Source organism: Algoriphagus yeomjeoni (assembly GCF_049821175.1).
GTDB classification, from domain to species: domain Bacteria; phylum Bacteroidota; class Bacteroidia; order Cytophagales; family Cyclobacteriaceae; genus Algoriphagus; species Algoriphagus yeomjeoni_A.
In genome coordinates, this window is sequence record NZ_CP187512.1 from 4,850,378 (window position 1) to 4,868,722 (window position 18,345).

Here is an 18,345-nt window from a genome sequence, read left to right on the forward strand (position 1 = left end):
TATGACTCCATTCAGAATACTGATAGTCTTCGTAGTCGTTTCCATCCTTGGGTTTGCAGTGATCCCTATGCTTTCTGTAGATCTCAATCCCAGAGCTAGATCACCAATATTGTCGGTGAGATATAGCATACCAAATGCTTCACCGGAAATCGTGGAGAAACTGGCGACATCTCCCTTAGAAGGTGCTTTCTCCAGATTGACTGAGCTGAAGGAAATCACTTCAAGTTCCAATTATAATAGTGGTTCCATTACGCTGACTTTTGACAAGAAGGCTGATATGGAAATGAAGAAGTTTGAGATCTCCGCCATGATTAGGCAGATTTATCCACAGATGGATCAGCGGGTAGGGTATCCTTCCGTGTCACAATCGTCCCAGACTAGTTCGCAGGAGAAATCCCCGATTTTGACCTATAGTGTGAATGGGCCATTTGCTTCTTTTGAAATCAAGAAGATAACAGAGGATATCCTCAAACCTGCCCTGACGCGCTACGAAGAGGTGGAGTTAGTCGAGGTGCTTGGCGCAAATAATTTGCAGCTTTATGTCACTTACGATATTCAAAAGATGCAGTCTTTTGGTGTCACTAGAAATCAGTTAGCCAATAGCATTCAGAGTGCATTTGGGCTGACATTTCCGGGTTCAGTGATGAATAGTGTGGGTCAAACGCTCTTCGTTCAGGTGGACCGCTCACTTCAGGATAAGGATCAGCTGGAAAATCTGGTCATCAGTGAAATTGGTGGGAAGGAAGTCCGGCTTCGTGATGTGGCAAGCATGACCTTAGAAGAAGCGGAAGCGACCAGATATTACAGGATTAATGGGAATAATTCGGTGACACTTACCGTGTACAACCGCGATGGAGTCAATAAAGTCCTGCTGGCGCAACAGCTCAAAGTAGCAATTGAGGAGGCTGGTAAATCACTTCCAGCTGGGTTTGAGGTGCGTTTGGAAAACGACGATACTGAATACTTAGAGAAGGAACTCAATAAAATCTACAAGCGGTCAGGACTTTCCATCCTGATTTTGGTGGTTTTCATTTTTCTCATCAATAGAAATATCAAATACCTGAGTATCTTGTTTTTGGGGATTTTGGCAAATCTGAGCCTTTGTGCAATTGTGCTTTATTTTCTCAAAGTGGATATTCACATGTATTCCTTGGCAGGATTGACGATTAGTTTTGGTTTGATCGTTGATAATGCGATCATCATGATTGATCACTTGCACAAGCACAAAAACCGTCGGGTGTTTCTTGCGCTTTTAGCAGCTTCTCTCACGACTATTGCTGCATTGATGATCGTCTTTTTCCTGCCAGAGGAAGACCGCAAAAACCTTACGGAATTTTCCATTGTGGTTTCGGTGATGCTCGGTATTTCTCTTTTGATTGCCTTGGTATTTACCCCAGCTTTCTATCAGGTGATGTTCAAAGAATCGGTGAAGCAAGGCAGAAAATTGACAGTTCCTAAGTTGCGGAAACGCGTCAAGTATTTGAGAAACTATGAAAGAAGTATAGCCTGGACGGCCAAATACAGAAAGGCATTTATCACCTTCCTCATTTTACTATTTGGAACTCCTATATTTTTTCTCCCTGCCAAATGGGACGAGCATGAGTGGTATAACAAAACCGTGGGGAATACTTTCTATCAGGAGGAAATCAGACCCTATGTAGATAAAGCTCTTGGAGGTTCCATGCGGATGTTTGTGCGGGGAGTTTATGAAAAAAGCGGCTATCGTGAGGCGGCCAAGACGAAACTTTATGTGTATTGTCGTCTGCCTTTTGGCAATACCTTGGAGCAGATGGATTTTATCATGCGGGAGTTTGAATCCTATCTGGATGATGTGCAAGGCATAGATCAATTCGTGACTTCAGTGTATAGTGGACAGCAGGGAAGTATAGAAATTACCTTTGATGAAGCCTATGAAAATGGTGCTTTGCCTTATCAGCTGAAGGGGAAACTCTCTGTGAAATCAACAGATTGGTCTGGAGCTCAGTGGAATATCTATGGGGTAGGACAAGGGTTTTATACCGGAGGTTCCAGCGACCAGATTCCTAGCTACCGTGTAAAAATGAAAGGCTACAATTTTGATGAATTGGAGCGGCAAGCCAATGTTTTGGCAGAAAAGCTTTTGCTTCACAAGAGAATTCAGGAAGTAAAGACAAACGAGCGGGCTGGATATGGCGAGCAGAAAACGGAGGAATATGTGCTTCGCTTGGATCAGAATAGAATGGCGCTGGGGCAAACGAATCAGTATGAAGTACTTACCGCTTTGCAAGATATGTCGAAGCCACAGGGAGCCTCGACTATTCTGACGCTGGAGGAGAAAAACTACGGTTTGATGATTAGAGAACGTAGAGCTGCCGACTTCAGTAAGTTTGACATGGAGCAAAAAGGACTAATCGGAGGAGAAAATAAAATATACAAAGTCTCCGATTATGGTACCCTGACCAAGGAAACGACCACAAATTCACTCCACAAGGAAAATAGGCAATACATCCGGATTGTTGCTTTCGAGTACATGGGTTCGAGGAAGTTTGGGGATGAATATCTGGATGAGGTGCTAGAGGAAATGAAAGTGACCATGCCAATCGGTTATGAGGCCAAGAAGGATTCGTATAGCTGGAATTATGATCAGCAGAAGCGTCAGTATGGTTTGCTGGGGTTATTGATCATTGGGATATTTATGATTTGCTCGGTATTGTTTGAGAACCTCAAGCAGCCGGTATATATCATCGCGATTATTCCAATCAGTTTCATTGGGTTGTTTCTGATCTTTTCTTTATTTGATTTTTATTTTGATCAGGGAGGATATGCAGCTTTTGTGATGCTAGGAGGCTTGGCTGTGAATGCCGGGATCTTTATCGTCAATGATCTGAATAATCGAAGTCAAGGACTTTACAACCGAAATGTCCTCAAATCTGTAGCTGGAAAAGCGATTCCTATTTTGCTCACGATTCTGTCTACCTGTTTTGGTTTGATTCCATTTATTATTGAAGGGCAAAATGAGATTTTCTGGTTCTCACTTGCTATAGGAACTATTGGTGGATTGATTTTTAGTATGGTTGGGGTGTTTTGGGTCTTGCCGGTGTTGTTGTGGAAGAAACCTATCATGGAAAAGATAGCTCCCGCCAAGGCGCCAAGGCGAAAGAGGAAATGGTTTTTCTCGCGGCGAGGCAGCGACTCAGCAGAGTTGGATAACCTTTGAGGTTTTTTTGAACCTCGAAGGTTTTATCCAAGAGTATTTAGTTTTATTTAAATTTTAACAATGAAAAAAATACTAGCATTTACATTTTTAGTCCTGATTGGATGTAGCGAGAAAGAGCCTGAAGCGGTAAAATTGATTGATTTTGGAGCAGTGAAATCTATTTCTGCGGCTTTGCTGATTGAAAAGGCTATTCCTCTGGAGACTGACACTACTGCTTTGCTCAGTGAATTCTTGATGGTGAAATACGATAAGGACGGATTCTTTGTGATGAATTATGATCGTCCAACAGGAATCCAACATTTTTCGAAAGAGGGAAAATACTTGGGGATGGTGGCTGAAATCGGAGAGGCTCCAGGACAGGTTTTGAGAATTAAGAATTTCAGGCTATTCGAAGATGTAGTGCAAGTGAGTTCTGGAATGGGAAACTCCCTTGAAATTTATTCCTTTGATAAATCTGGTGAGTTATTAAATACTATTCCTTATCCCATTAATGCTTTCGCTTTTTATCAGGTGAGTGAGGAAGAAGTGTGGTTTTACAGTAGTTATAATATGGTGGCAGGGGATCATCGACTTTTTGTTGCTGATGGGGAAGGTGAAGTGAAAAAGAAGCTGCTTCCGAATGATTTCAATGAGAAAATGCTTCCATTTGATGAACAAGCTTTTTTTGAGGGAGATGATGCGGTGCTTTTTAGAGAGTCTTTTAAAACCAGCGTGTATGAGTTGAGTGAAGGAGATTCTTTGAAGGAGGTATACAAATTTGATTTTGGGTCGACCACGGTTCCTGATAGATACTGGGAAATGGAAGGCTTTCCAGGGTTTGAGATGATCTCCAAACAAGGGTTTTCAAATCTTAATTTTTTGCAGGAAACGGAGAAGTATTTATTGGCAGATGTAGTCACTCAGCAGGAAAGGGTTAGGAAAAGGGAATTGTATATCTGGAATAAAGAAAGTGGGAAAGAGTTTAAACTTGAGATTGATGAAGAGGAACAAGGATATTTTGAGTCTCCTATTGGGATCGAAGGAGATCAGCTTGTATTTATAGCCTATGCACCTTATTTGGTGAGAAATAGCGAAACCCTAAATCTAAGTCCAGATGCAAAATCAGCCTTAACTTCAGTCACCGAGGATTCCAACCCAGTTATTATTTATGCGAAAATACCTGAGTAGTATCATCCTATTTCTGGTTTTAGGAATAGGTGCTTTATTGTTTTATATGAATCAAAAGGAGACTGAAACTCCAGAAGTAAAGTTGATTCAGCATTTCAGAGAAGCAGATATAATCAATCCAGCTAAAGGCCCAGAATTTCAGTCAGAATCATTTGATGCGAAATATCAGGTGATAGCCTACTCCGAGTCGGTTAAAGGGATGTCGATTATTACGTTTGACTGGAAACAGTATTTTGAAAATAATCCTGAGATAGTTTTTATCTTTTATTATTCTGGAAAAGATAAGCAGGAGCTAGTGAACTGGATGGAAGAAACGAACTTTCAACACCCAGTTTTATATGATCCAGAGAAAATTTTTTACAAGAATAATGTGATAGGTGATACCAAATCAATTGTATTTAACACGAAAGATGGGATCAAACACTCTTTAGAAAATCCGTCTTTTCCAAACTATCAGGATTCCTTGGATGAGCTGGTTGGGAAGGGAAAGGATTGATGGAGTGGTGATTTATCTCCCTCAAAAACGCAAGGTCAAAAATGGTTTTTCTCGCGGCGACGCTCTCGAACGGGAGGCGCAGCGTTGGATAACCGTTGAGTTGTCACCCTGAGCGAAGTCGAATGGTTTCATTGAAGGCTTTGCATTGAATAATTAATCTCCCGCTCCCGACAGCTGCACGGGAGGCGCCATGGCAAATTGTTAGATAACCTTTGATATGTCACCCTAAGCAGCATGCCCTTAGCGAGAAATTGAAGGGTTTTTCATATTTACAAAGATTGTTACCCAGAAATCATTTGGATGAAATGAGTAAGCCCCACCACCTGAATGTTTTTTGCCATCGGGTAATTTTCTTCTCTGGGAATTACGACTTGTAATTTCTCTATCCCCAAATCTTCCATTGCTAGATAATTTCCTTTAGTGAGCTTGGGGCTAAGGCTGAATTTGATTTCTGCGGCTGCTAGCCATTGGTTATTACGCCTGATCAAGAGGTCAATTTCTGAACCGTCTTGCGTGCGATAGAAGTACATTTCGTCATCGGATTTTAGAACTATCGCAACTTGATTAATGACAAATGCTTCCCATGAACTGCCCAATACGACATTTCCAAAGATGCTATCCATATTCTTGATCCCTAACAGATAGTGTAGCATTCCCGTATCGCGAAAATATAGTTTGGGGGATTTGACGAGGCGCTTCTTTGTATTGACTGACCAAGAGGGTAACTCTCTCAATAGAAATGCATCTAGCAGAAAGCTAAGGTAAGTTTTGATCGTGGGCGCGGTCAATCCTAATGATTTGGCAAAAGTCGCATAGCTGAGCACCCCTCCATGTACAGAGGCAATCATCATCAAAAATTGCCTTGTTACCCTTGGATCTGCGGGTAATCCATACTGAGGTAAGTCTCGCTGAATGTAACTTGTAGTGAAGCTGCGGTACCAATCTTGGACGAAGTCCGAATCCTGTGACAAGGCAGGTTCAGGAAATCCCCCATAAATCCAGAGATCTTGGCTCGTTATTATTTCATTAGTTTCCAAAATAGAAAACGGCATCATTTCCAGGTAGTTGATGCGACCGGCCAAACTTTCGGAGCTTTGGTGAAGTAAGGAAGGTGAAGCAGAGCCCAGGATTACAAATCGGCCAGGTTTTCTATTTTCGTCGATGACAGCTCTGAGCAAAGGAAAAATTGATGGCTGATGTTGGATTTCATCCAGGATGATGGTTTTGTCTTGATTCTGCGAGAAAAATAACTCAGGCTCTTTGAGCTTGTTGATGTCTGAATTCTTTTCGAGATCAAGATAAATGGCGTTTGCATCAAGCAATAGCTGTTTTGCGACAGTGGTTTTACCTACCTGCCTAAGCCCAACTATTCCAGTCACCGGAAATTGTGATATAGATTTTAAGAATGGTTTCTCGATTACTCTATGTATCATCCCTGCAAATCTAAAAATTATTTTTAGATTTGCAGGGATGATTTCATTTATATTAGATCTCTTGTCCTATAATTCACCCCTTTCCCGACTAATTTAGAACCTAAACTAATAGCTATGAATAAATCCCCTTTTATTGTCCTTACCGCACTTTTTGCTACTGTATTTTTTTCCTGCGCCGAAAAAGAAACGACTTCAACTTCAACTAGCCCAATTCAAGAGCTTCAATTTGAGGTAGTAGATTCTATTATGGTGGATTTGCTGGAGCAGGTGACCATCTTGGATTATCTGCCTTCAAAGGATCAGTACCTGATGAAAAATAATAGAGAAGGAAGGGTGTTTCTGGTCAGTGGCAACGGAGAAATCCAAGAAACGCATGAACTAGGCGGCGAAGGACCAAATCAGATTATGGGATTTATGGAAGGGAGATTTTACGGAGAATCCGGATATGTTTTTAAGGAGCTTTCCATGGAGATGCCTTATCATATTTACGATGCTGATTTCCAAAAAATAAGAAAAACAAAGGGTACAGTGAAGGATATGATGTCACTTAATATCACTTACAATAAGCAGAGTTTTGCCGTGTATGAAGATAATGGGGAATATAAGATTGTAGGTGAAGAACCGAACTCCTTCTCAGCAGCTGATATTAATTTCGAAACTATAGGCGCAGATTATTATAATCGGGTGAATACGGGATTTATTCTTGATGTGGAGCAAGACTCTGTTTACTACCTAAATGTATTTCCGGATGATTGGAGTTTTAAAAAAGAGCAAAAATGGGTTGGATCCAGTGATGCTACTTTATCATTTGACCCCGCAACCAACACACTTTCTTCTTTACCAAAAATGGGCAGTCAATTTGGGATTTATAAGCTGGAAGGCAATACCGCAGTGTATCAAAAAACTGTTAGCGTGAGCCATCCTGAGCGGGACGACTACGAGGCAGCACTTGGTTTGAATGGGTTAGTATATCCTGGCTTTAGTGATATCAAAGCTTTTGGTTCTTACCAGATATTAACATTTTTCACCCCGATGCCAGAGGATATTTTTAATGGATTCAGAGCAAAATCTGAAGAGTATTTCAGAGATCCGGAATTTAATGAAGCAGTAGCTAAGTATGTGCAGCGCCGCTATATCATTGTTAAGGGAGATCAGCAAATCGGAATCCTCAATGAGCTTCCAGTTGCAGGTGTTGTAAATCTTGGTTTGCCAGATGGAACGCTACTTATCAAAGCGGCTGATGGGGAAGTAGAGCGGGATTACAATCTGTTTTATAAAGTGAGGCTGGTGGAGGATTGAGACCAATTCTAGTTTGATTATCAATTGATTAAATTTTAAACTAATTATTTTATTTTTTTTATAAAAAATAGTTCAATTTACTTGCATTTTTAGTCGGTGGGGGGGGGTAAATTAAAAATGAAATTTCAAGGTTACCTGTAAATGTGATTTTTTAGGGTTATTTTTTCCTGCCCTGCGTGGTGCGAACAGGAGAAATTTTAACAATTAATATTTATGAAGAAGATAATTGGATTTATTTCGTGTATGGCATTATTCTATTTTATAGGTATGCCGCAAGATAGTTATGCATTTGAAGAGGGTGAAACATGCTCAAATGCTAGATGTCATACTGTGGGTGAAGGTTACTGCTTGCCTGGAAACGCTATTAGTTTTCGATCTAGGTGCCCAGAGTTTAATTGTTTAGTAGGTGAGGATTGTACATGGGAACCGGGGTTTGATCCAGAGTAAAGATCTGACTTATTAATATATAGCTCGCTAATTCTTATAGCGAGCTATTACTCTTCAACCATAAAAGGTTAAATTAAAAATGACTCGTTCTAATATTTTTGTATTATTAATAGTTTTTGGATGTAACTCACCAAAAACTGAAAAACTTTCAGAGAATTCCATCTCTCAACTGCCAAAAAATATTGTTATCACAAACTTAGAATTGGAGCAAGTCCAGTTTAACTATGAAGGTTTTGTTGGTAAAGGATCTGTAGAGCTAGAGGAGGATAAGCTAATTTTTTTGGATCGGCTTTCCATGCAGGTTATTGAATTTGATAAAAACGGTGAGTTTTTAGGGATTCCCATAACGAGAGGTGATGGACCCTCTGAAATACCAGAATTTCAGATCTATACCAGCTCTGATGACAAGAAATTTTTTATGAATGGATGGACTTTGTTTGAATTCAATGAATCAAACAGTCTTTTGAATAGAACACTATTGGACTTCAGTCATTCAAGTAATTTAAAAGAAGTTGAATCAAATCCTAAAGTAGATGATATTGGGATATATGAGGTGAAATATTGGGCAAATCAACTGGAAGTCAGAGATGGATTTCTATATACAAAAATAGAGTCCTCAAACCCAGGATTCAATTTTGTGATGCACAAGGAGTATTATGAAAAAGCCCCGCTTTATGGCAAGGTAGATCTAAATACAGGCAAGGTGATAGAGTTGTTGGGTAAAAGGCCGGGGATTTATCAGAAGTATAATCATATCCCACATTTTGATTATTACTTCCATGATTTTTTGGAAGAGGAAATTTATATCAGCTTCGAGCCGGATTCGCTTATCTATATTCTGGATGAGGATTTTGAAGTGCAAGAGGCTTTTGGAAACAAGGGAGTCGGTATGGATCAAAGTTACCGTGAATTAAGTACCGTAGAAGATTGGGAGGATTACTGGAGAATAAATCAAACTCAAAAAGGGTTTTACAAATACATCAAAGTGATCCCGGAAGACGAATTGGTCTTCAGAACCTACACCACTGGAAATCCTGACCCCAATTCCTTCGAGCTGGGAACAAATCCCCAACGCATGCAGATTTATCACCAAAAGCGTCTGATAGGAGACGTGGAAGTTCCTAATTTCTTTAGCGTAATCGGTAAAATTGGAGACTATTACTATGCGGATGGCTCTCTGGACAATCCTGATAATGAGGAAATAGTGGTTTATAAGTTTAAACTTAATTACTAATGCGTGAGAGTTGTATATGGCTATTTCTGATTGGCCTCTTCGTAAGCCCAGAGATCTTTGGGCAATCTTTTTCATTTAATATACTTTCTAACGGCACAAATAATCCTATCGCCTATGCTCATGTGCAGGTAGAGGGAACGCTGAATGGAGCAGTTTCAGGTGTAGATGGTCGTTGTGAAATCCGGATCCAACCAGAGAATTCAGGTGGTCGATTGATTATTTCCTTCATAGGATTTCAGTCAGCAATTATTCCAATATCTGAGCTTAATTCTAATCAGACTAATCAAATTCTTCTCAAAGAGTCTGAAATACAGTTGTATGAGTTTAATGTGATTGATATCGGTATCTCTCCACAAGAGTTTTTGCGGAATACGATCGACCTTGCCGATATAACTTTCTATACCAAAGATTACATTGGGCTCGCTACCTACGAGGAAGAAGTCATTGAGGATGAAGAGGCTACTTTTGCGTATGCGATGGATATTTTGATGGAAGCACAGGGTTTTCGAAGTGCCAAGGGAAAAAATAAGCACATAGGGAATGATAAAGCTTATTTGATCAAAGTAAATGAGCTGAAAGGAAACCAAAAATATTCACTTATCACCGTAGCTGAAATGGTGCGCTTTACTTTTCCATTTGGCAAGCCTGAAGGGGATGATACTTACTTTACACAATTTCTTACATTAAAAAACACCTTTGAGAAAGCATTGTTTATCGATTCCAAGATGGTTTTTACAGGCGATTGGTTCTTTGAGGATTTATATTCTATCGGTGAAGAAACCTTTGTAAAGGTTACCAAAGAGTCTGATGGCTATAAGGTGTCTTTCGATATTGATCGAAATACCAATCACATCAGAAGTATAGAAGTGGTTTCTCCCTATAAGGAAGAGGGGAATTTAATGCAATCCTACACAAGGGGTAATGTGAGTTTCCGAGTAGATTATTTTAAAATTGAAGGAAGATCCTACCTTAAATCAGTAGAAATAATCAAGCAAAGCAGCATAAAAAGTGACGCAGTAAATCTTACCAAGCAAAACCGGGGAAAATTAGTTTTCCATCGTTTAGTAGACGAGAAGCCAGATAAAAAGATGGAAATCGATGAGCAGTTTATACGAGAGAGGATATATAATTGATTGCTTTTTCACCTAAACGCATCATACACCACTATCCCCAGCGAAGCTGTAATCAACTGAAGTGGGCTTTGGCGTGGATTGTAATCAAATTCTCCATCGCCTTTATTAGGCAAATAATTGGTATCTCCTCTGGTTAGAAATCGCATAGTCCCTCCATCTTGGTAATTTACTCTCAGCTCCAGTTTTCCCCCATCTATTCCCAGAAGTGGAAATTGAACTCCTCCACCGATTTTATACGCAAATGCCCAGTCCTGCATGTCTTTTCCTGCTTCCACTACTTCTTCAAAAATAGATGGGCGAATTTTAAATCGGGAATAGAGGTAGTTAGCACCCGCTTGGATCTCTATGAAAGGAGTGACTTTGCTCGTGAGAGAAGGCAAGTATCTAAAAACCGCCATTCCTGAGGTGTAATTGTTGTTTCTTCTCAGGCGAAATTCATCTGTATACCCTGGATACAGGTCGTTCCGCTTTTCTACTTTGGTTCCGTAAATGCCATACGCAACTTCCAATCCCAGTTGTATTGGCTGATTATAGAGTTCATAGAGTAAAATCCCACTGAGAGTTGGGAAGAATGTTTTGTCCACTTCTTTCTTCAGTTTCGAAACAGGCAAGCCTCCATTGAGATGTCCACCAGCTATAAAGAATTGAGCATGCAAGCTTGTTGTGCTGATCAGAAGTAAAAGAATGATTAGGGATTTTCGCATAAGTAGAGAGTTAGTTATGCATACGTGAAAAAGAGGTGGTTTTGTTTTCTGAATCCCTGTAAAATAAAGCAGAAACCATCTATGTATTGTCTTCTTTTGGTTTGACTGACTTTAGTATCTTAATGGTATCAAACCTACAACTAACCCATGAACACCTCAGATTCCCGCAGGGATTTTCTCAAAAAATCAGCTTTGATTGGCACAGGGCTTAGCTTAGCCGCTGGCACTTCGCTTCAGGCTTACGCTGAAGAAGCAAAATCCAAAAACAAACTTCCTGCCTGGAAAGGCTTTAACCTACTCGACTTTTTCTCAGATCATCCTGATCGTGGTAGGCCGACCAAGCCAGAATACGTGAAATGGATAGCCGATTGGGGATTTGATTTTGCCCGAATTCCTATTTCTTATCCTAGCTACTTGGATATAGATCGCTCTCTTCCGATTCGTCCTGATGAGGTATTAAATTTTGACGAAAGCCGTCTGGAGAAGGTGGATGAGCTCGTTGAGCGCTGTATTTCTCAGGGATTGCATGTGAGTTTGAATCTCCATCGAGCACCGGGGTTTTGCATCAATGCGGGTTTCGTAGAACCCTATAATCTCTGGAAAGATCAGGAAGCTCAAGATGCATTCTGTGCGCACTGGGAAATGTGGGCAACCCGATACAAAGGAATCTCAAAGAAGAAATTAAGCTTTGATCTGGTCAATGAGCCTTATCAGCGTGAAGATCCCAATGATCAGCATAGCCCTGGAGGTCCAGTAGATGTAGTGGATTATCATCGGGTCGCCAAAGCTGCATTGGACACTATCAAATCAGTGAAAAAATCCAGAATAGTCATTGCAGATGGAAATGGGGGTGGAGGTACGGCAATGCCTGAGTTGGCGGATATGGAGCTGGCGCAAAGCTGCCGTGGGTATCATCCTTTTCCGATATCACATTATAAAGCGGGTTGGGTGTATAAAGACCCAGAAAGTGTTCCACCCGTGGATTGGCCATTGACTCAGGGAGAAAGGATGTTGGATATTGAGGAGATCAGAAGGTATTATGCGCCCTGGAAAGCGCTAGTGGATCAGGGGGTTGGTGTGCATTGCGGAGAATGTGGCTGCTACAATGAAACCCCACATGACGTATTCCTAAGCTGGTTTGGTGATGTGTTGACAGTATTGAAGGAAAATGGAATAGGATTCGGAATCTGGGAGTTTTCTGGGACTTTTGGAGTTTTGAATTCTGGTAGAAAAGACGTGGAATACGAAGATTGGTATGGGGAAAAGCTGGATCGGAAGTTCTTGCAACTGCTTAGAGCTCAGATTTGATTTTCCGTATGCCCCGACTAGGTGAGTGTCTCACTCACCGAAATAACATTGGGACTATCTGCTATTACCGTTAGTGAGACACTAACAGCGGTATAAGAAAAAAGGTCTGGAGTCATAAATTCCCAGACCTTTTGTATCAATAGCCTGTTACCTTATAAAGCGGAATTTTTAAACCTACATACACATCTGCACTTTTGGAGGAACTAGAAATCAGATTTGTTAGAATAGATCCAGAACCTATGGTTACTGGACCAGCCCGGAAACCAAATCCCCAAGCAACGCTGGAATCGTATTGTCTTAAACTGATCGGGCTATAGACGCTGATCCATCTCATTTCAAATCGAGGAGTGACTGAGAATGCATTGATAATATTGCTTACAGGAATATCAGACACTTTTTTGACAGAAATAGCTCCTTGAGCACTTACAAAAAAACGGTTGGTAATGCTGTAATCTGCAAAAACCTGAATCGCAGTTGGAAGTCCAAACTTTGTTTTTTCAATCGTTTCTGAACCTTCATAATTGTCCGCAAGAACTTCCTCTAAGTCTTTTTCTTCAAATTCATTTGCATTGATGGTTGCATTCATATCGTAGCGAAAGTTGCTTGTGCCACTATAGTTGATTGCTCCAATATCAGTCACAGAAAGTCCCACTCTGAGTTTGTAGGGATTTTCATCCCATTCGTCCGAAGCTCTGAATTCGTACACCACTCCTAAGTCAGCCCCAAAACCTGCAGTGACATCGGAAAAGTTGATTTCTTCAGAATCAAACCCTGAGGTATAGCCATAATTTAGATTTCCTCCCGTAGTGAGTGCGTCGCTGGTTGAATTGTAGTTAGCCGATAAGTTTGGGCTAAATCCAAATACTCCACCTGCCCCAGCTAGGTATTTAAGCGTAGCACCTGCTTTTAAGAAATGCTTATCCTGCTCCCAAACTACCCTGCCGTAGGTTAATCCAAATTCTGCCCAAGCATGAACAACACCAGACAAGTTATTCATTGATAGATTAAAATTATCTACATCAACACCACTATTTGCTACTTCGTAAAGTTCTCCACCAATATTATGAAGATTGAAAAATCCCCGAGCCCTCGTGGTCAGTGCGATGCTGCTTTTTTCATTGAGATTGAAAAGGGCAGAAGGACCGAGGATGTCCACGTTTCCAAAAAAATTGTTGTTGTCCATTGGATTTTTTTCCGCATCAGTATCAAAGTCGAAACCATCAGTAAAGTTTTTAAGATTACTTAAATCCACACTGATGAAATCGTTTCCAACAAAAGCACTGGCAGAAAATAGGTTGATGTCGAGCTTCATTCTAGAGTCCGCGGAATTGGCAGGATTGACTAGCACGGATTGAATTCCCGCATAATTATCAACAGTACTTCCAACAAAAGATTGTGCTTTGGAAGTTGATATAGAAAAGGTGAACAGTGCGGGAAGTAGAACTATAAAGTAGTTTTTTCTCATAGGAAATGGTGGTTAAAAAGGATTATTGAAATGAAAAGGATTAGAGAAAGTTGTAATCTGAAAAACAGGATAAACCTGTGGTTTATGGAATTCAGTGAAAATTACAAGTAATCTGCTTTATGCCAAAGAGAGAGGTAGATTTTGGTGTATTTGGATTAGAAAACGGTATTTAGTTTACACTTCTTGTGAGTTAACTAAAAATTCTAATCCTAGAGTTAGCTTAAAACTCAATTAATCGATTGAGTTTTTCTTTAAATCGCTCCACCGGCAGAAACTGTTTTTCCAAACTTGGCGCAAAAGGAACCGGCGTATCCAGACTTCCTTCCCGCATTACAGGAGCGTCCAGAAATTCAAAACAATGCTCAGAAATCCAGGCACAAATCTCTGCGCCGATTCCTCCTGTCAAGCAATCCTCCTGGAGAAAAATCACTTTTCCTGTTTTCTTGACAGTAGCTTTCACAGCTTCCTGATCCCAAGGCAAAAGAGTTCTTAAATCCAAAATATCAGCTGACAAATTCAGTTCTTCACTTGCTTTCATCGCCCAGTGAACGCCCATTCCATAGGTGATGATAGAGACTTGGCTTCCTCCTTTCGCCAGTCTCGCCTTGCCAATTTCCACGGTATAATATTCATCTGGAATTTCCGCCGATATCGAGCGGTACATTCCCTTATGCTCAAAATAGAGGTAGGGATTTGGATCTTCCAAAGCTGCATTGAGCAGGCCTTTCGCATCGTAAGGGTTGGATGGATAGATGATTTTAAGTCCTGGAGTATGGAAAAACCAAGCTTCGTTGGACTGGGAATGGAAAGGTCCGGCAGCCATTCCAGCGCCAGTTGGCATGCGAATTACCACATCAGCTTGCTGTCCCCAGCGGTAATGGATTTTTGCTAGGTTATTGACTATTTGATTAAAGCCTACAGAAACAAAATCAGCGAATTGCATTTCTACCAAAGCTTTGTAGCCTTTGATGGAAAGTCCCAGTCCAGCACCAATAATCGCACTTTCGCACAGCGGCGTATTACGAACTCGGTCGGCTCCGAATAGGGTTTTGAAGCCATCAGTGATTTTGAAAACTCCTCCATATTCACCGATATCCTGACCCATGAGAATCAGATTCGGGTACTTTTCCATGGATTGACGGAGTCCATCAGAAATCGCATCTACCAGTCGTTTTTCGGATTTTTGCGAGTTTAGAGTAGGAGAGATCACTTCCTGCGAAAAGGGAGCATATACATCTTCTAGTTCAGTTTCTAGGTTTGGGGAAATGGCTTCCTCAGCGAAGGCAATATCCAGCCCATCATTGATCGCTTTTTTGATTCGCTTATTGATTTTCTCCTTTGTCTTTTCATCCAACACTCCAATCTCTTCTAAATATCTCTCGTAGTTTTCTACTGGATCTAGTTTCGCCCAATCCTCCATCAATTGCTTTGGAACGTACTTGGTGCCAGATGCTTCCTCGTGGCCTCTCATCCGAAAAGTGATTGCTTCTACGAGAATTGGCCGCGGGTTTTGACGCACATCTTCAGCCAGTGTTTTGATCTGATCATAGACTTCGAGCACATTGTTTCCCTGAACGCGGATGGCTTCCATTCCATATCCAGGGCCTTTTTCAGTAAAATATTTGAAAGCAAATTGCTCCTCGCTAGGAGTGGAAAGCCCGTAACCATTATGCTCTACAACAAAAATCACAGGCAATTTCCAGACTGCAGCCACATTCAAACCTTCGTGAAAATCTCCTTCCGAACTTGCCCCATCTCCAGAGAATACAACGGTCACTTTCTTTTCCTTCGAAAGTTTATCTGCCAACCCAATACCATCTGCGATAGCCAACTGAGGACCGAGATGAGAGATCATTCCTACGATATGATGCTCGATTGAGCCAAAGTGAAAAGAGCGGTCACGACCTTTGGTGAAGCCGGATAGTTTACCTTGAAACTGTGCAAAAAGTCGCTCCAATGGCATATTTCTCCCAGTGAAAATCCCCAGATTTCTATGCATAGGGAGTATGAATTCATCTGCTTGAAGTGCGTTTACCACTCCAATAGAAATCGCTTCCTGTCCCCAGCCACTAAACCATTTTGATATTTTGCCTTGGCGCAGGAGAATCAGCATTTTCTCCTCAATCCGCCTTGGCATAAGTAAAGACTCGTAAAGCTCCAGCAGGATTTTATCGCTGTAGTTTTTTCTATCAAAAGTCATTTTTTGGGAAGTCAGGTCAGTAGTTTCCATAAATTCAGGATTTCCTACCTAAGGTACAGTAAGGAAGTAAATTGCCAAAAAATAAATCTTGGCGCCTCGCAAGGGGCCCCGACATAAATCGGGGCGAAAAATAAATGCAAGGAGTTAAAAAGTTTGCTGTACGTCTCAAAAGTAGAAAAAAGGTGTTGGTCCAACTTATAAAGCGAGTTAAGCTTAGTTTAACATTATGTTGTGGGAAGTGATCTTTAGATAATATTGGGTTTTAACAAAAAAAATGTCAGCAGATAAGCTGTTGATGTCCAAAAGAAACTGGAAATTGAGGACTAAACGTTGACCCAAAATCCATCACTTATGAAACTCAAGTCACTCGGCTTTTTAACCTGTATTTATTTTTTTTCAGCAATTACAGCTTTTACCCAAACTCCTCGAAAGACGGTTGTTAGCATCTCTTCTGATAAATTTCTCATCAATGAGGAGTTGACATACGCAGGCAGAAATTGGAATGGACATCAGATAGAAGGTTTGCTGATGAATTCCAGAATGGTGCAAGGAGTATTCGATGATCTAAATGCGGAAACTGTTAAAAATTGGGAATATCCAGACACTAAAAAATGGGATGCAGATCGGAATACGGACGAGTTTGTAAGCCATATGGCTAAATGGAAGTCTTACGGCTTGTTATCCTTTACGATTAACCTGCAGGGTGGAAGTCCGTACGGCTATTCTCAAAGTCAGCCTTGGATCAATTCTGCTTACACCGAAAGTGGAGAGCTACGACCTGCTTATTTCAATCGTTTGGAGCGGATATTGGATAAAGCAGATGAATTGGGAATGGCACCTATGCTCGGACTGTTTTATTTTGGGCAGGATGAAAACCTTGCTGATGAAAAATCAGTGGTAAATGCTGTGAGCAATGTAATTGACTGGTTGCACAGCAAAGATTACAAGCATGTGCTGATAGAAGTGAATAATGAATGTAATATTCGCTACGACCATCCAATTCTTCAGCCTGAGCGAGTTCATGAATTGATAGATCTGGTGAAAAGCAAGGAGAAAAATGGCTATAGATTTCTTGTCAGCACTAGCTATGGTGGAGGAGAGGTGCCAAAGGAAAATGTCGTTCGAGCTTCCGATTTTATTCTGCTTCATGGAAATGGGGTAAAAGATCCTAACAAAATTACCGAGCAAGTAGAGGCAACCAGAAGAGTAAATGGATACAAAAACCAACCCATTGTCTATAATGAAGACGATCACTTTGACTTCGATCAGGAACTGAATAATTTCACCGCAGCTATCTCAGCCTATGCTTCTTGGGGATATTTTGATTACCGAATGAAGGATGAGGGATTTGAGGCAGGTTATCAAAGTGTACCAGTTGACTGGGGAATTAACTCTGAGCGGAAGAAGGGATTTTTTGAATTGATGAAGGAGATAACGGGGTATTGAAGAATTTAAAATGAAGAATTTAAAATTCTGAAACTCGCACGACCTCGTTTGGAAGGATAACCTTTGAGGTTTCTCGAGCTTCGAAGGTTTAATTAATTGGGTAAATACACCATTTCCCTGATGATCATTTTAAAATGTGTCTTTGATAATCCATACTTTGATGTAGGACTCGGACGATTAAGGCGCCATAATCTGTGGTGAAGTAAAAAATCATGTGAGACTTGAAAGTCAGCCTGCGTAGCTCGGGAATTAATTCACTTGCATCTAAACCCATGAAACTTTGTTTTGCAAGAGATTCAAAGGACCCATTTAGCCCCTGAATGTATTCTTTGGCCTGTTTATGGCCAAATTGTTCTATGCCATACTCATAAATACCACCGATATCCTTATCACAAAGTTCAGATAATTTATAAGCGCCCATCAGCTTTCATTCGCTCTTCTATTTCCTTCATAATTTCTGAAACAGTTCTTTCGCTGACACCTGAATCTATGCCGGCTTGAATAGCGGACTTTAATTCTATGAATTTGCTGTTACGTGCTTGATCTGAGCGGATAAGATGCCGTACATATTCTGATTCGTTGGTGAATTCACCAGCTTCAATCTGAGATTTTATCCATTTATCCTGCTGCTCTGTGAATGTGAGTGTTTTTCGTATTGTCCCCATAATAAATTCTATTTACACCAATCATCATACTATTGGTGAAATATAGTGGTAATTGTAATTTTTGTCAATTCCAATCTTTATTAAATGCTATGATATATAGGAGATACAATTTATAGAGGTAGTAATTATGTTCTTTAGAGTGCATTTTAAAT

14 protein-coding genes are annotated in these 18,345 nt (G+C 40.6%); 8 read left to right on the plus strand and 6 right to left on the minus strand.

All coding sequences use genetic code 11. The features are described from left to right. Position 1 precedes the first annotated feature (1 nt). From ACPUEN_RS20065 to ACPUEN_RS20075, 3 genes are read left to right on the plus strand one after another with little or no spacing between them, the layout of a single operon-like run. Positions 2-3,196, plus strand: coding sequence for an efflux RND transporter permease subunit (locus tag ACPUEN_RS20065; protein ID WP_425637701.1), 3,195 nt, complete (start codon positions 2-4; stop codon positions 3,194-3,196). A 60-nt stretch (positions 3,197-3,256) separates the two neighbouring features. After that, positions 3,257-4,363 (plus strand): 6-bladed beta-propeller, encoded by a 1,107-nt coding sequence (locus ACPUEN_RS20070; protein WP_425637702.1) that lies wholly within the window; start codon positions 3,257-3,259, stop codon positions 4,361-4,363. Next, positions 4,344-4,859: a hypothetical protein gene (locus tag ACPUEN_RS20075; RefSeq protein ID WP_425637703.1), complete on the plus strand. Its 516-nt coding sequence runs from the start codon at positions 4,344-4,346 to the stop codon at positions 4,857-4,859. The genes ACPUEN_RS20070 and ACPUEN_RS20075 overlap by 20 nt, the downstream gene beginning before the upstream one ends. 281 nt (positions 4,860-5,140) lie before the next feature. On the opposite strand, the gene ACPUEN_RS20080 is transcribed toward ACPUEN_RS20075, so the two are convergent. Next, positions 5,141-6,292 carry an ATP-binding protein gene (locus ACPUEN_RS20080; RefSeq protein ID WP_425637704.1) on the minus strand — a complete coding sequence of 384 codons (1,152 nt, stop codon included), beginning with the start codon at positions 6,290-6,292 and terminating at the stop codon, positions 5,141-5,143. Between the two features lie 114 nt (positions 6,293-6,406). On the opposite strand from ACPUEN_RS20080, the gene ACPUEN_RS20085 reads away from it, so the two are divergent. The 3 genes from ACPUEN_RS20085 to ACPUEN_RS20095 all read left to right on the plus strand — a co-directional run bounded on the left by ACPUEN_RS20085 (position 6,407) and on the right by ACPUEN_RS20095 (position 10,405). Continuing rightward, positions 6,407-7,591: a hypothetical protein gene (locus ACPUEN_RS20085; RefSeq protein ID WP_425637705.1), complete on the plus strand. Its 1,185-nt coding sequence runs from the start codon at positions 6,407-6,409 to the stop codon at positions 7,589-7,591. A gap of 526 nt (positions 7,592-8,117) precedes the next feature. After that, positions 8,118-9,272, plus strand: coding sequence for a hypothetical protein (locus ACPUEN_RS20090; RefSeq protein ID WP_425637706.1), 1,155 nt, complete (start codon positions 8,118-8,120; stop codon positions 9,270-9,272). Next, positions 9,272-10,405, plus strand: a complete 1,134-nt coding sequence (locus ACPUEN_RS20095; protein WP_425637707.1) for a carboxypeptidase-like regulatory domain-containing protein — start codon at positions 9,272-9,274, stop codon at positions 10,403-10,405. Before ACPUEN_RS20090 ends, ACPUEN_RS20095 begins: the two co-directional genes overlap by 1 nt. 8 nt (positions 10,406-10,413) lie before the next feature. On the opposite strand, the gene ACPUEN_RS20100 is transcribed toward ACPUEN_RS20095, so the two are convergent. Beyond that, complete coding sequence (locus ACPUEN_RS20100) at positions 10,414-11,109, minus strand: hypothetical protein (protein ID WP_425637708.1); 696 nt, start codon at positions 11,107-11,109, stop codon at positions 10,414-10,416. A gap of 147 nt (positions 11,110-11,256) precedes the next feature. Here ACPUEN_RS20100 and ACPUEN_RS20105 point away from each other — a divergent pair, with 147 nt between their 5' ends. Further along, positions 11,257-12,417, plus strand: a complete 1,161-nt coding sequence (locus tag ACPUEN_RS20105; protein WP_425637709.1) for a glycoside hydrolase family 5 protein — start codon at positions 11,257-11,259, stop codon at positions 12,415-12,417. Positions 12,418-12,553: 136 nt separating this feature from the next. Here the strand turns inward: ACPUEN_RS20105 and ACPUEN_RS20110 are convergent, their stop codons facing one another. Further along, positions 12,554-13,882 carry a DUF5723 family protein gene (locus ACPUEN_RS20110; protein ID WP_425637710.1) on the minus strand — a complete coding sequence of 443 codons (1,329 nt, stop codon included), beginning with the start codon at positions 13,880-13,882 and terminating at the stop codon, positions 12,554-12,556. 220 nt (positions 13,883-14,102) lie between these two features. Next, positions 14,103-16,112 (minus strand): alpha-ketoacid dehydrogenase subunit alpha/beta, encoded by a 2,010-nt coding sequence (locus ACPUEN_RS20115; protein WP_425637711.1) that lies wholly within the window; start codon positions 16,110-16,112, stop codon positions 14,103-14,105. Positions 16,113-16,433: 321 nt separating this feature from the next. Between ACPUEN_RS20115 and ACPUEN_RS20120 the strand changes: the two genes are divergently transcribed. Continuing rightward, complete coding sequence (locus ACPUEN_RS20120) at positions 16,434-17,528, plus strand: hypothetical protein (protein ID WP_425637712.1); 1,095 nt, start codon at positions 16,434-16,436, stop codon at positions 17,526-17,528. Between the two features lie 124 nt (positions 17,529-17,652). On the opposite strand, the gene ACPUEN_RS20125 is transcribed toward ACPUEN_RS20120, so the two are convergent. Beyond that, positions 17,653-17,949, minus strand: a complete 297-nt coding sequence (locus ACPUEN_RS20125) for a type II toxin-antitoxin system RelE/ParE family toxin (protein WP_425637713.1) — start codon at positions 17,947-17,949, stop codon at positions 17,653-17,655. Beyond that, a complete protein-coding gene (locus ACPUEN_RS20130) occupies positions 17,936-18,193 on the minus strand; it encodes a type II toxin-antitoxin system ParD family antitoxin (protein ID WP_425637714.1) in 258 nt (85 codons plus the stop codon). The genes ACPUEN_RS20125 and ACPUEN_RS20130 overlap by 14 nt, the downstream gene beginning before the upstream one ends. Positions 18,194-18,345 lie beyond the last annotated feature (152 nt).

Coding starts and splice junctions, on each gene's coding strand:
- ACPUEN_RS20070 (WP_425637702.1), top strand. CDS start 3,257: ATGAAAAAAATACTAGCATTTACATTTTTAGTCCTGATTGGATGTAGC.
- ACPUEN_RS20115 (WP_425637711.1), bottom strand. CDS start 16,112: ATGGAAACTACTGACCTGACTTCCCAAAAAATGACTTTTGATAGAAAA.
- ACPUEN_RS20090 (WP_425637706.1), top strand. CDS start 8,118: ATGACTCGTTCTAATATTTTTGTATTATTAATAGTTTTTGGATGTAAC.
- ACPUEN_RS20095 (WP_425637707.1), top strand. CDS start 9,272: ATGCGTGAGAGTTGTATATGGCTATTTCTGATTGGCCTCTTCGTAAGC.
- ACPUEN_RS20110 (WP_425637710.1), bottom strand. CDS start 13,882: ATGAGAAAAAACTACTTTATAGTTCTACTTCCCGCACTGTTCACCTTT.
- ACPUEN_RS20080 (WP_425637704.1), bottom strand. CDS start 6,292: ATGATACATAGAGTAATCGAGAAACCATTCTTAAAATCTATATCACAA.
- ACPUEN_RS20100 (WP_425637708.1), bottom strand. CDS start 11,109: ATGCGAAAATCCCTAATCATTCTTTTACTTCTGATCAGCACAACAAGC.
- ACPUEN_RS20130 (WP_425637714.1), bottom strand. CDS start 18,193: ATGGGGACAATACGAAAAACACTCACATTCACAGAGCAGCAGGATAAA.
- ACPUEN_RS20085 (WP_425637705.1), top strand. CDS start 6,407: ATGAATAAATCCCCTTTTATTGTCCTTACCGCACTTTTTGCTACTGTA.
- ACPUEN_RS20125 (WP_425637713.1), bottom strand. CDS start 17,949: ATGGGCGCTTATAAATTATCTGAACTTTGTGATAAGGATATCGGTGGT.
- ACPUEN_RS20075 (WP_425637703.1), top strand. CDS start 4,344: ATGCGAAAATACCTGAGTAGTATCATCCTATTTCTGGTTTTAGGAATA.
- ACPUEN_RS20105 (WP_425637709.1), top strand. CDS start 11,257: ATGAACACCTCAGATTCCCGCAGGGATTTTCTCAAAAAATCAGCTTTG.
- ACPUEN_RS20120 (WP_425637712.1), top strand. CDS start 16,434: ATGAAACTCAAGTCACTCGGCTTTTTAACCTGTATTTATTTTTTTTCA.
- ACPUEN_RS20065 (WP_425637701.1), top strand. CDS start 2: ATGACTCCATTCAGAATACTGATAGTCTTCGTAGTCGTTTCCATCCTT.